The sequence below is a fragment of the Microbulbifer litoralis genome (genome assembly GCF_023634065.1).
Lineage (GTDB): Bacteria > Pseudomonadota > Gammaproteobacteria > Pseudomonadales > Cellvibrionaceae > Microbulbifer > Microbulbifer litoralis.
Genome location: NZ_JALKCV010000002.1, coordinates 521,312 through 533,515, shown reverse-complemented (window position 1 = coordinate 533,515; position 12,204 = coordinate 521,312). Strand labels below are relative to the sequence as shown.

At 62.7% G+C, this 12,204-nt stretch carries 12 protein-coding genes; 3 read left to right on the top strand and 9 right to left on the bottom strand.

Annotated features, from left to right (window positions below; translation table 11 throughout):
* Positions 1 to 112 precede the first annotated feature (112 nt).
* Complete coding sequence (locus MWN76_RS05655; RefSeq protein ID WP_250460058.1) at positions 113 to 589, bottom strand: FxsA family protein; 477 nt, start codon at positions 587 to 589, stop codon at positions 113 to 115.
* A gap of 391 nt (positions 590 to 980) precedes the next feature.
* Between MWN76_RS05655 and cfa the strand changes: the two genes are divergently transcribed.
* Positions 981 to 2,129, top strand: coding sequence for a cyclopropane fatty acyl phospholipid synthase (gene cfa / locus MWN76_RS05650; protein WP_250460056.1), 1,149 nt, complete (start codon positions 981 to 983; stop codon positions 2,127 to 2,129).
* Positions 2,130 to 2,150: 21 nt separating this feature from the next.
* Here the strand turns inward: cfa and MWN76_RS05645 are convergent, their stop codons facing one another.
* Positions 2,151 to 2,912 carry an SDR family oxidoreductase gene (locus tag MWN76_RS05645; protein ID WP_250460055.1) on the bottom strand — a complete coding sequence of 254 codons (762 nt, stop codon included), beginning with the start codon at positions 2,910 to 2,912 and terminating at the stop codon, positions 2,151 to 2,153.
* An 80-nt stretch (positions 2,913 to 2,992) separates the two neighbouring features.
* Positions 2,993 to 4,024: a DUF481 domain-containing protein gene (locus tag MWN76_RS05640; RefSeq protein ID WP_250460052.1), complete on the bottom strand. Its 1,032-nt coding sequence runs from the start codon at positions 4,022 to 4,024 to the stop codon at positions 2,993 to 2,995.
* 38 nt (positions 4,025 to 4,062) lie between these two features.
* On the opposite strand from MWN76_RS05640, the gene MWN76_RS05635 reads away from it, so the two are divergent.
* Positions 4,063 to 4,380, top strand: coding sequence for an MGMT family protein (locus MWN76_RS05635; protein ID WP_250460050.1), 318 nt, complete (start codon positions 4,063 to 4,065; stop codon positions 4,378 to 4,380).
* A 19-nt stretch (positions 4,381 to 4,399) separates the two neighbouring features.
* Here the strand turns inward: MWN76_RS05635 and MWN76_RS05630 are convergent, their stop codons facing one another.
* The 4 genes from MWN76_RS05630 to MWN76_RS05615 all read right to left on the bottom strand — a co-directional run bounded on the left by MWN76_RS05630 (position 4,400) and on the right by MWN76_RS05615 (position 8,257).
* On the bottom strand, positions 4,400 to 5,752 hold the full coding sequence (locus MWN76_RS05630; protein ID WP_250460048.1) for an AmpG family muropeptide MFS transporter: 1,353 nt from the start codon (positions 5,750 to 5,752) through the stop codon (positions 4,400 to 4,402).
* 202 nt (positions 5,753 to 5,954) lie between these two features.
* Positions 5,955 to 6,530 (bottom strand): YbhB/YbcL family Raf kinase inhibitor-like protein, encoded by a 576-nt coding sequence (locus MWN76_RS05625; protein ID WP_250460046.1) that lies wholly within the window; start codon positions 6,528 to 6,530, stop codon positions 5,955 to 5,957.
* Positions 6,527 to 7,519, bottom strand: coding sequence for a threonine ammonia-lyase (locus MWN76_RS05620; RefSeq protein WP_250460044.1), 993 nt, complete (start codon positions 7,517 to 7,519; stop codon positions 6,527 to 6,529). The genes MWN76_RS05625 and MWN76_RS05620 overlap by 4 nt, the downstream gene beginning before the upstream one ends.
* A gap of 96 nt (positions 7,520 to 7,615) precedes the next feature.
* A complete protein-coding gene (locus MWN76_RS05615; protein ID WP_250460042.1) occupies positions 7,616 to 8,257 on the bottom strand; it encodes a TetR/AcrR family transcriptional regulator in 642 nt (213 codons plus the stop codon).
* Between the two features lie 148 nt (positions 8,258 to 8,405).
* On the opposite strand from MWN76_RS05615, the gene fabF reads away from it, so the two are divergent.
* On the top strand, positions 8,406 to 9,671 hold the full coding sequence (gene fabF, locus MWN76_RS05610; RefSeq protein ID WP_250460041.1) for a beta-ketoacyl-ACP synthase II: 1,266 nt from the start codon (positions 8,406 to 8,408) through the stop codon (positions 9,669 to 9,671).
* A gap of 19 nt (positions 9,672 to 9,690) precedes the next feature.
* Here fabF and MWN76_RS05605 read toward each other — a convergent pair whose 3' ends face one another.
* Positions 9,691 to 11,115 (bottom strand): aldehyde dehydrogenase family protein, encoded by a 1,425-nt coding sequence (locus tag MWN76_RS05605; RefSeq protein WP_250460039.1) that lies wholly within the window; start codon positions 11,113 to 11,115, stop codon positions 9,691 to 9,693.
* Positions 11,116 to 11,258: 143 nt separating this feature from the next.
* Entirely contained in the window at positions 11,259 to 12,125 is an 867-nt protein-coding gene (ampE, locus tag MWN76_RS05600; RefSeq protein WP_250460037.1) for a regulatory signaling modulator protein AmpE, read from the bottom strand.
* Positions 12,126 to 12,204: the final 79 nt, after the last annotated feature.

Genomic DNA, 12,204 nt, shown 5'->3' with positions numbered 1-12,204 from the left:
ATAAACTGTGAGTGCAGCCTATCTATGGGCGCAATAGTGAATTTCAACAGTGGCAGGCAAAAAAACTGCGAAGATTGGGACACAGGGGGAATCCGGCAGTGCGAGCGATCAATTATTGTTCAGAATTGTCGCGACGGCCGGGTTTCGAGGACTCCTCGCGCGAGTAGTCACCCTCGATCACATCGTGATCCCGCTGCCGGCCGGCGCCGCCGGGCGGTGTGGCTCCGGGGCCCCGGACCACGGTGACGTGGCGCAGGATACGGCCCAGCAGCAGTTGGCGCAGGCCGGGGATCAGGCAGGCAAAGCCGAGGGCATCGGTAAAGAACCCGGGGGTCAGCAGCAGCGCGCCGCCCACGGCCAGGAAGATACCCTCCACCATCTCGCGCGCCGGCAGTTCGCCGGCCTGCATTTTCTGTTGCGCCCGCATCACCGTGGACAGCCCCTGGCGGCGCAATAGCGCCAGCCCCACCACCGCTGTCAGCAGCACCAGGCCGATAGTGGGCAGGGCGCCGATCTCACTGCCCACGGCAATCAACAGCCACATTTCCAGGATGGGGATGACAATAAACAACAGCAATAACGGGCGCATAGAGCGGTTTCCTCGGGGCCCGTCGCTTGTTGGAACGGGCGAAACTGGGTATTTTCAATCCTAGAAATCACAGATGAACGCGCCCGAGTGTGCGCCTGGGAGGCTGGCTGGCAAGGCGCGACGACGCCGCAGGTGCCGGCACCTGGCAGGAGGCGCAACGCAGCCAGACAGTCTCCCAGGCGTGCAATCGGGTGTGTAGCGGCCTTGCCGGGCAGGGACTTCAGCCGAAGGTGCCAACGCCCGGCTCCCGTACAGTCTCCGGGAACGCGGAGAGCGGTCAACTGTGTTTTCTAGGTTTATGCTGTAATAAATGAGGGGTGGTGGCAAATTATTCAAGGCGCTGCTTTCTACCCGGCGCCAGCGATGCAAGACACAGGCTAGGAGGCTTGGCATGGCGAGCGAACAGCAGGACACCATGGAGGTACCGGAAGTGGGGCGCAACCGCCACCTGGCGGACGAGATACTGGCCGAGGCGGATATCCGCATCAACGGCGACAGACCCTGGGATCTGCGACTGCACCGCGCAGAGGCACTGGACGAGATCGTCGCCCGCCACAGCCTGGGCCTCGGCGAGACCTATATGCGCGGCGATTGGGACGTACCGGCGCTCGACCAGTTCTTCTACCGCCTGCTCAAGGCCGACCTGCCGAGTCGCATCAAGCCCTGGCGCAATACCTGGCGTATTCTGCGCTGCTACCTGCTGAACCTGCAGAGCCGCCGGCGCGCCTTCGAGGTGGGCGAGCGCCACTATGACCTGGGCAACGACTTTTACCAGGCGATGCTCGACAGCCGCCTGACCTACAGCTGCGGCTACTGGCGCGAGGCGGAAACCCTGGACCAGGCACAGGCCGGCAAGCTGGACCTGATCTGCCGCAAGCTGGGGCTGGAACCGGGCATGCGCCTGCTGGACATCGGCTGCGGCTGGGGCAGCCTGGTCAGTTACGCGGCGGAGCACTACGGCGTGGAATGCGTGGGCGTAACCGTGTCAAAGGAACAGAGCGCCTACATTGCAGAGCACTACGGCCACCTGCCGATCACCGTACACCTGCGGGACTACCGCAACCTGAACCAGCCTTTCGACCGCATCGCCAGCGTGGGCATGTTCGAACACGTCGGACGCAAGAACCACCGCACTTTCATGCAGGTGGCCAAACGCTGCCTGAAAGAGGATGGCCTGCTGCTGCTGCACACCATCGGCAAGAACCTGCGCCGCACCACCACCGACCCGTGGATCGACAAGTACATCTTCCCCAACGGCGACCTGCCCTCCGCCGGCCAGATCGGTGACGCCGCCGACAACCTGCTGGTGTGTGAGGACCTGCACAACTTCGGCAGCGATTACGACAAAACCCTGATGGCCTGGCACCAGAACTTCGAGCAGAGCTGGCCGCGCTTCGCCGGGCAGTACGGCGAACGCTTCTATCGTATGTGGCGCTACTACCTGCTCTCCTGCGCCGGCGCTTTTCGCGCGCGGCATATCCAGCTATGGCAGTGGATGTTCAGTGACCGGGTGCAGGGGGGGATTGCGCGGGTGTCGTGAATGCGGAATGCGCATGCCGCATCAAATTCTGGCACCGCCGTCGATATCCAAAACGCGCCCGGTAACAAAATCGTTTTCGAGAATAAAGCCCACGGTGGAGGCGATTTCCTCCTGCTGTCCGAGGCGGCGCAGTGGTACCTGTTTGACCAGGCCCTCGAGGATCTCCGCGCGCATCTGCTCGACCATATCGGTCTTGATAAAACCCGGCGCAATAGCGGCCACACGCACGCCATAACGGGCCAGTTCCCGCGCCCAGGTCACGGTCATTGCGGCGACGCCGGCCTTGCTCGCGGAGTAGTTTGTCTGGCCCATGTTACCGGCCCGGGAGAGGCTGGAGATATTGATGATCGCACCGCTGTCTCCGCTCTCGGCCATGATGCCCGCGGCCGCCCGGCCGCACAGGAAAACACCGGTCAGGTTCACATCGATCACGGACTGCCACTGCGACAGTGACATACGGTCGGTCACTTTGCCCTCTTTGACTTTCAGCAGCATACCGTCGCGCATGATGCCCGCGTTGTTGACCAGCACATGAAGCCCGCCGAAATCCGAGGCGATCTTCGCGAAGCCGCTGTCGACGTCGTCTTCACTGGCCACGTTGATCACGTAACTGCGCGCCTCGGCACCGTGTTTTTCACAAGCCGCAACGCTCTCTTTCAGGCAGTCTTCGTTGACATCAATCAGGGCCAGGCGCGCACCGCGCCGGGCCAGGTACTCGGCCATGGCGCGACCGAGGCCCTGGCCCGCGCCGGTGATGGTTACAATACTATTGGCAATCTGCATGGGAGCTCCTCGTCTTTTACCGCATTATTCAACCATCGATTCCCTCTCCCGAATGAGGGAGGCAGAGGGAAATTGCCGGCCTACCACTGGTAACCGACACCCACGGACAGCTTGGTATCTTCTTTTTCACTCTCCAGCGACGGCGTGTTGTCGTACAGCCAATCGTAGGAAATCTCCATCAACACCCCTTCCACCAGCGGTGTGCGCACCCCCACTGTCGCATTGGCCTGGTAGTCGTCACTGCTGTCGACAGACTGCAGGGCCTCCTGGTCGAAATAGATTTCCGGGCCCATATCGAATTTGTAGCGATAGTTCATCGCCATCCGCGCGGCCGCATAGCGGTCGTCCTGGTCCTCGCTCAGGTCGGTGTCGATATAGTCCTCGGTCAGGCTGCTGAGGCCGCCCTGCATCGAGAAGGCCGTCTTGTCCGTATCATAGAAGAGATAACCCATACCGAGACCGAGCGTGGTGCCCATATCCAGGTTTCTGGCCTCTTCCCGCAGAAATGAGCTGTTGGCCGCCGCAAACCATTTCTCCGCGAAGACCCAGCGCAGGTCATAGCCGAGGCGGTACTTCTCCAGCGAGTCCACCTCCAGGTTGGTCTGGTTCTGGTACAGCGCATTGAGCAGGTGGTGGAAATCGCCGTTGCGGATATCCAGGTTGACGTTCACGTCCAGGTCCTCGCGCTCCCGGTTACCGTGTTCGAAAACACCACCGGCACTGACATTGCCGTGGAACACCAACGGGTTGCCGACAAAATTGATATACGGCTCTGCGCGGTCCACCGCCGGGAAATCCATCACCCAGCCGGAACCCTCGTCACAGTAGAGTTCCCACTGCTCGCGACGATGCCCCGCCAGCGTACAGGGGTCCTCGCGGCCGGCGATTTTCAGGTCCACATCGGTATCCAGGGACAGGATCTTGCCCTTGGCGATGGTCACCTCGCCGAAGGTCTCCGAGTTCCACACCACGTGGTCCCGTTCCACCAGCACCAGTTCACCGTATATCCGGTCGCCGTTGGCCAGCGTCAGTACGCCTGCAGCCGCGGGGAGGGAGACAAGGGGAGCAAAAAACAGCACTATGTAGACGATCTGTCGAAAGGCTCGTAGCACGAAAAACAACCTTAGAATGATTTACAGCGGATTTATCGGTGGGGAACAGCAATCGGGACAATGATGCCATATTGAGATTCTGTCGTGTACTGGCAGAAATCCCCCATGGCCATGTGGTCACCTATGGCGACCTGGCAGAGATGGCCGGCTACCCGCGCGCAGCGCGCCTGGCCGGTCAAATTTTGCGCAAACTGCCGCGGGATACCCGCCTGCCCTGGCACCGGGTGATCAATGCCCAGGGCAGGATCTCCCTGCCCGAGCCGGGCGCGCGACGCCAGCGGGAGCGGCTCGAGCGGGAAGGTATCGCGTTGATCAGGGGGCGGGTCGATATGAAAAGGTATCGCTGGCGCCCGTAAACCGTTTCGGGGACTGCCCCTATGTTGGGCGGGAGTCGGGCTCCTCCATACGCCTGCCGCGCCACCACAGGAAAGTGGCCATCAATATCGCCGGCACGCCCAGGGCTGCGGAATAGACAAAAAACTGGGCATAGCCTTCGGCATCGACTACCACGCCAGAGAAGCCACTGATAACTTTCCCCGGAAGCTTCATCAGGGAGCTGAACAGCGCATACTGTGTGGCCGTGTAGGCTTGGTTGGTCAGGCTTGACATGTAGGCGATAAAGACCGCGTTGGATAGCCCTCCACCGATATTGTCCGCGCTGATCACGATCGCCAGCCAGACCCTGTCCGGCCCCACATGGGCCAGGTAGGCAAATAGCAGGTTGGCGGCAGACAGTAATACCGCACCGAGGATCAGCGGGCGCATGATTCCATAGCGTACCACCAGGGCCCCACCGAGGAAGGCGCCGATAATGGTACAGGCAAAGCCGAACACCTTGGTGATAGTAGCGATATCTGTCAGCGAGAACCCCAAATCCAGGTAGAAGGGCATTGCCATGATGCCCAAAACGATGTCGCTCAGCAGGTAGATACTGATAAACGCCAGCAGTACCAGGGAAAAACGCCCGTTACGCTGGAAGAAATCTATAAACGGGCAAGCCACCGCGCGCACAAACCATTCAGTGACACGCCCATGCTTGCCACTCCCCAGAACCCTGGTTACCCATTCGCTCTGGAATTCGTCGACCTGCTGTTGTATCCGGCTGTGATCCGGCTCGGCGATCAGCAGGCAAGTGATAATGCCCACCCCCATAAACGCGGCCATGCTGGCATAGGAAATCGCCCAGTTGGCCTGATCGGCAATCAGCAGGGCACCGGCTCCGGAAACCAGGACTGCCAGGCGATAACCGAATACATAATTGGCAGCCATGGCGCCCTGATATTCCTGATCCATCGCCTCGATGCGGTAGGCATCAATCACCACATCCTGGCAGGCTGAACAGACAGCCACCCAGACAGAGGCCAGAGCTACCGGCAGCAAAGCCAGCTGGGGGTTGAGCTGGGCCATGACCAGCAGGCCGCCGGCCAATCCCAGTTGCGACAGCAGCATCCAGCTCCGGCGCTTTCCGAGCCAGCGGGTCAAAAAGGGGACAGGCAGAGAATCGAGCAGCGGCGCCAAGACGAACTTGAAGGAAAAAGTAATCCCCACCCAGGCAAAAAAACCAATGGCAGTGCGGCTGACACCATAATCCCGCAGCCAGGCAGTCAGCGTGGAAAATACCAGCGCATAGGGAAGACCGGAGGAGAAGCCCAGGAAGAACATCGCCAACATACGGGGCTTGAAATAAACCGCCAGCGCCTCAGCCCATGAATGTCTCTGTTGTTGCATGCTGCCCAGTTCTTCCTTGTTCTTTTAAGATAAGAATACCGTCTAGTGGTTCATGCAGAAAGTTCGGTAACTAAGGAGCACAGCCAAAGTGTTCAGATCAAGGCGAGAAAGCGCAGGAATAGTGGTTCTATTTCAAGCTTTCTCAACGCAGAGCTGGACGCTTTGGCGAAGCGAACAGTTACACAACTTTCCGCATGGACCACTAGCGACTATACAGAACTTCCAGTTCCGCCTCCGCCAGCTTGTTGGCATTGACATGGAAACCGACCTTGGCCGGCGTGGCGCTGTCGTCCAGCGGCAGTTCATCCACACCGAGCGCAAACAGCCGGAACTGATAGCGATGGTCGCCGTGCCCTTCCGGTGGGCAGGCGCCGCCGTATCCGGGGTTGCCGTAGTCGTTGCGCACCTGGATCGCCTCCGGCACCAGGCCGTTCTTGGGGGTGCCGGCCCCCTCCGGCAGCTCGTTCACATCCGCCGGGATATTGAACAGCACCCAGTGCCACCAGCCGCTGCCGGTCGGCGCATCGGGATCGTAGACCATCAGCGCAAAACTGCCGGTGCCCTCCGGCGCACCGCGCCAGCTCAGCTGTGGCGATACATCCTCGCCGCCGCAACCAGTGTAGACATGGAGTGCCGGCATCCGTTCACCCGCCTCCAGGGTCTTCGAAGTAAGCGCGAACTCCGCTGCGGAGGCCGCACACGCGAGGCCGGTGAAAGCCGCGGCAGCCACCAGTTTAGCAGCCGCGCGCCGGGCGGCTTGCAGATTGATCCTTCTCATTGTCGTCCCTCCCGCTGGGCGAGCAGTTCGGATACCCGCCCCAGATCCATGTTGCCACCGGTCAGCACAGCGACAACCCGTTTGTCGCGAAAACGCGCCCCGTGCTCCAGCACCGCCGCCAGGCTCACCGCCGCCGACGGCTCCACCAACTGTTTGGTCCGCGTCCACAGAAGCTCCAGGGCGTCGACGATCGCGCCCTCGGAGACAGTGACGATATCCCTGACCGTGCGCCGGATGACGGCGTAGTTCCTGCGACCGAGGGTGGTCCTCAGGCCGTCGGCCATGGTATCAGGGTGCTGCTCGGTGATATGTACACCGCCGCGCAGTGAGCGTTGCGCGTCGTCGGCGCCGGCCGGTTCCGCCCCCAGCACCATCGTATCCGGCGCCAGCCCGGCCAGCGCCAGCCCGATACCGGCCAGCAGGCCACCGCCGCCCACCGGCGCCACCACGATATCCGGTGTAAACCCCTCCTCGCGGCACTGCTGCAGTATCTCCAGCGCCACCGTGCCCTGGCCGGCAATGATGCGGCGGTCGTCGAACGGCGGCACCACGTGCGCGCCCTTCTCGTCCACCACTTTCTGCAGGGCGCTCTCGCGATCCCGCAGGCTCGGGCCGCAGAACACGATCTCCGCGCCGTAGGAGGCCACCGCAGCACGCTTGGCCATGGGCGCCGTTTCCGGCATCACCACCGTGCAGGCGAGCCCCCGTTTGGCCGCGGCCCAGGCCAGCGCCGCGCCGTGATTGCCGGAGGAGTGCGTGGCCACCATCGCCGTGCCCGGCGGCAACCGGCACAGTGCATTGCTGGCGCCGCGGGCCTTGAAGGCACCCACTTTCTGCAGGTGCTCGCACTTGAAACGCAGCGATGTCCCGGCCCGTTCGTCGAGCTGGCGGCTGCGGATCAGCGGGGTACGGTGTACGAAGCCGGCGATGTTCTGGGCCGCGGACAGTACTTCCGCGCTGGAGGGCAGGTCGTTGTTTTCAGTTGGCATGGTTCTTATCGGTCTCTCCCGGTCGCATCTGCTCCGCGGCAGCGGGTATTGTCATCACCGGTTCCGCGATGGCTGCCATCGAATGCGGGCAGCCGTTCACCCGGCTATTTTTGCCGGATCATACGCCGACTCACTGACTCCGAGCATGGCCAGGATCTGTCGCTGTGCCGCCAACAATACCAGATGCTGTTCCCGCGGATCGGTAATGCTTCTCGCCACTGCCACCGCGCCGACCATTGCGGCGATGATACTGCGGGCCCGGTCTGCAGCGATTTCGCGGTTCACGGCAAAAGGCAGCTTGCCCAGTCGCGCGAGGGCCGTGATGCGCACCTCCAGCATTTTTTTCATGCGCTCGTAGGCCTCCTCATAGAGTTTCCGAATCGCCGGTCTCTCGCTGCCGATTTCGTTGAACAGCACCGCCTCGGGACCGGGATCCCGCCGATCCCTGAAAGCGCGCAAACTCAGGTAGTCGGTCGCCAGTGCCGCCAGGTGCTTGATCGAAAACGGGGCTTTGGCCAGGCGGCCCACGGTGCCGCGCCTGAAGCTCTCCAGGAAGGAAGCGCTGAACAGCGCCTCCTTGGATTCAAAGTGGTTGTAGAAAGCGCCGTGGGTCATTTTCGCCACTTCCATGATCTGGCCTATGGACACCCTGTCAAAGCCGTGGCGACAGAAGAGTTCCGTTGCCGAGTGCATGATGCGACTTTTGCTACGCAGCTTGTGTTTTTTTGAGTAGGGCACCGCTTCCTCCCCTGCAGCAGGCAACTCCGGGGCAAGCACCCACTCGCAAAACACCGCCCCGGAAAATATTACCTTGATCATATATTAGCTGCGCGTAATTTGCCTCCGGTCCCCCGATTGCTTTGTCCACTTGTCCCTGGAGGTTGTTATGCACTCACCGATCGTGATCACCGGAATGGGGATCGCCAGTCCGCTGGGCTGTGGCGTCGAAGCAGTCTGGCGTCGGTTGTGTGCCGGTAAATCCGGCATTCGCACCATCGAGCACTTCGATACGACCCATTTTCCCGTACGCCTGGCGGGAATGGTCCCGGACCGGCACAGCGACCCGGAGGCCGGGATCGACAGCGATGCCCTGGTAAGCGCCAAAGAACGCCGCAAGCTGGACCGCTTTACACTCTATGCCCTGGCCGCCGCGGAAGAGGCCCTGGCACAGTCCGGCTGGCAACCACAGGGCGAGAGCGAACGGCATGCCACGGCGACGATCGTGGGCAGCGGTATCGGCGGTTTCCCGACCATCACCGCGGCACAGCAGACCCTGCACGAACGGGGGCACCGGCGCCTGTCTCCTTTCACCGTGCCGGCGTTTCTCGCCAACCTGGCCGCGGGCCAGCTTTCGATCCGGCACGGGTTCAGGGGCCCCATCGGCTGCCCGGTGACGGCCTGCGCCGCGGGGCTGCAGGCGATCGGCGACGGCATGCGCCTGATCCGCAGCGGCGAGGCACAGGTGGCCCTGGTCGGCGGTGCCAAGGGCTGTGTCGATCCGCTTTCCCTGGCCAGTTTCCACGCCATGAAGGCGCTTTCCACCAATGACCGCGATCCGGCTCGGGCATCGCGCCCGTTCGACCGGGACCGGGACGGTTTCGTCATGGGAGAAGGTGCCGGGCTACTGGTGATCGAAACCCGGGAGCATGCGCTCAGTCGGGGCGCCACGCCGCTGGCCGTGATCGGCGGTTACGGCACCAGCGCCGATGCCCATCACATTACCGCCGGCCCGGACGACGGCGCCGGCGCGGCTGCGGCTATCCGGCGGGCCCTCTCGTCGGCCGGGCTGGCGCCGCAGGATATCGGCTACATCAATGCCCACGCCACGTCGACCCCGGTGGGCGACCGGGCCGAAATCGCCGCCCTGCGCAATGTGTTCGGGCAGCGCCTGCCCGGCATCCCGATTTCCGCCACCAAATCCGCCACCGGGCACCTGCTCGGCGCCGCGGGTGGGATCGAGGCGGTGTTCACGGCAATGGCCGTGCGCGAAGGTGAGCTGCCGCCAACCCTGAACCTGGATTGCGCGGACAGCGAACTGGAGGATCTGGACTTGGTACCCGGAACCCGCCGTATGCAGCCGACGCGGCACGCGCTGTGCAGTGCCTTCGGGTTTGGCGGCGTCAACGCCTCGCTGCTGGTATCCCGCTTGTAAAGGAGGGAGCGGAATCGTTTCAGCGCAGCAGCCGCAACAGGTTGAACTTGCGCGCGGTAAACGGCGCATAGCGCAGGTCCAGGTCGAACAGGTAGCTGCGTTTCATCACCGCCTTGTAGTGGCTGAAGGTGCGGAAACCGTGCTCGCCGTGATAGGCGCCCATGCCGCTGGGGCCGACACCGCCAAACGGCAGTTCGTGGGCGGCCATGAACATCATGCAGTCGTTGACGCAGGCATTGCCGGAGCTGCAGCGCGCCAGGAGGCGGTTGGCGGTGCTGTCGCTGGACGTGAACACGTAGAGCGCCAGTGGCTTCTCGCGATCGTTGACGAACTGCTCCACCTGGCCGAAATCGTCCAGTTCGATCACCGGCAGCACAGGGCCGAAGATCTCCTCCTGCATCACCGCGGTTTCCAGGCCCACATTGCGCAACAGCGTGGGGGCAATATAGCGGTTCTCGATATCCGTCTCACCGCCGAAAGCCACCTCGCCGTCGTCGATATAATTGGCAATCCGCTGTGCGTGGCGGCTGTTGATGATGCGCCCGTAATCCTTGGAATCCCGCGGCCGCTCGCCGAACATGGCGCGGGTGGCCCTCTCTATCGCCGGCAGCAACCGCTCGGCAGTGGTGCGGGTACAGAGCAGGTAGTCCGGGGCGATGCAGGTCTGGCCGGCATTGGTGAACTTGCCCCAGGCGATACGCCGGGCGGTCACTTCGATATCCGCGTCGTCGGCGACGATACAGGGGCTCTTGCCACCGAGCTCCAGTGTCACCGGCGTCAGGTGCCTGGCGGCCGCGGACATCACGATCTTGCCCACCTTGCCGCCACCGGTGTAGAGGATATGGTCCCAGCGCTGTTCCAGAAGCGCACTGGTCTCCGGAACCGCGCCCTCGACGACGGCAAATGCGTCGCTGTCCAGATAGCGCGGCAACAGCTCCGCCACCAGCGCGGAGGTGGCCGGTGCCAGCTCCGACGGTTTCAGCACCGCGCAATTGCCCGCGGCAATCGCCGGCACCAGCGGCGACAGCAGCAACTGCAGCGGGTAGTTCCAGGCACCGATAATCAGCACCACGCCGAGCGGTTCGGGCTGTATATAGCTCTTGCCGGGCTGGGCGACCATCGGCGTGGAGGCGCGGCGCGGCTGCACCCATTTTTTCAGGTGCTTGAGCGCGTGGTCGATATCGCCGCAGGTCGCCGAGACCTCGGTCATGAACGCTTCCAGCGGCGCCTTGTGCAGGTCCTGTTCCAGGGCCTCGAGAAAACGCCGCTCGTTGTCGACCAGCATTTTGCGCAACTGGCCCAATTGCTGGCGGCGCCAGCCCGGGTCCGCGGTGGTGCCGCTATGGAAATAGGTGCGCAGGCCAGCTACCAGGGCCGACGCATTCAGGCCCTCGCCGGAATCCGCGTCGGATACCGCAGAAGAGTCCATCGTCGCTACCGTCATCGAAAGTTCCCGCCAATTGATTCATGTTGTTATTAATATGGCAATATCCGGACCGGGTCCGGGCAAGTCAAGTTGGCGACTGGAACAAAGTTTCAAACTTAGTACCAATTCACCAACTTTGTTCCGGGGAGACTGCGAAACGTTTAAAAGTCGAACAGGACCGCCAGCGCCATGGCCGTGATCCACAGCAACAGCGCGCGGGACAGCAGTGACTGCAATCCCTCCAGCTGCGCGCCGCAAATACGCTGCCCCTCGGCCACCTCGACGCCGACACTGCACTCACTGGCATCGATGCCGCCCAGGGCACCTTCCAGGTAGGCTTCCAGCACCTCGTCGGTAGCCCGCTCGCGGCACATCAGGCACTGGCGCCAGGCGCGGTAGCAACCGGCAAAGTTGCCCACGATAGCGAAGGTGAACCCCATCACGCGCACCGGCAGCCACTCCAGCAGCCACAGCCAGCGCACTGCCGTCGGTTCATAGAACCGCGCCCTGTAGAGAGCGCTGAGGCGGTACAGGAGGGCACCGGGAATGCCCAGTAACAGATACCAGAAAAGCACCGCGAACAGGCGTTCGAAGGCGCAGTAGGCGGCGCCGCGGAACACCTCCTCGTGCAGTTCGCGCGAATCGCCACGCTCCCCCTCCCCGTCGCCGAGCAGCGGGGCCGCGCTCTGCCTGGCCGCCTCCAGGTCGCCCTGGTACCAGTTGCGCAGATAGTTCGCGAGTATTTCGTTGAAGTTGCCGCGCCCGAGGGTGTAGAGCAACAGCGGCACGCCGAGCGCCAGCGTGCCCAGCCAGCCCAGCGCCGCTTCCGCCAACACCATTAACACTGCGGCCACCACCACTGGCGCCAACACCGAGGCCCCCAGCAATTGGCCGGGATTGTCCCGCAGCCAGGGGCGTAACGCGAGGTATTCCCGCCAGCGGTAGAACCAGCCATCCCGGTGCAACGGTGCACCGGACCCCCATATCTGCACCAACCCCAACGCCAGCAACACGGTCAGAAGTGCCATAGTTATTCTCGATCAATCTCTCTCAGGCAGAGAATAACGCCGGCGGCGCAGAGGGGGAAGCGGCACGGGGGGTACAGGG

Coding starts and splice junctions, on each gene's coding strand:
- cfa (WP_250460056.1), top strand. CDS start 981: ATGGCGAGCGAACAGCAGGACACCATGGAGGTACCGGAAGTGGGGCGC.
- MWN76_RS05620 (WP_250460044.1), bottom strand. CDS start 7,519: ATGCCAACTGAAAACAACGACCTGCCCTCCAGCGCGGAAGTACTGTCC.
- MWN76_RS05645 (WP_250460055.1), bottom strand. CDS start 2,912: ATGCAGATTGCCAATAGTATTGTAACCATCACCGGCGCGGGCCAGGGC.
- MWN76_RS05630 (WP_250460048.1), bottom strand. CDS start 5,752: ATGCAACAACAGAGACATTCATGGGCTGAGGCGCTGGCGGTTTATTTC.
- MWN76_RS05625 (WP_250460046.1), bottom strand. CDS start 6,530: ATGAGAAGGATCAATCTGCAAGCCGCCCGGCGCGCGGCTGCTAAACTG.
- fabF (WP_250460041.1), top strand. CDS start 8,406: ATGCACTCACCGATCGTGATCACCGGAATGGGGATCGCCAGTCCGCTG.
- MWN76_RS05655 (WP_250460058.1), bottom strand. CDS start 589: ATGCGCCCGTTATTGCTGTTGTTTATTGTCATCCCCATCCTGGAAATG.
- MWN76_RS05605 (WP_250460039.1), bottom strand. CDS start 11,115: ATGACGGTAGCGACGATGGACTCTTCTGCGGTATCCGACGCGGATTCC.
- ampE (WP_250460037.1), bottom strand. CDS start 12,125: ATGGCACTTCTGACCGTGTTGCTGGCGTTGGGGTTGGTGCAGATATGG.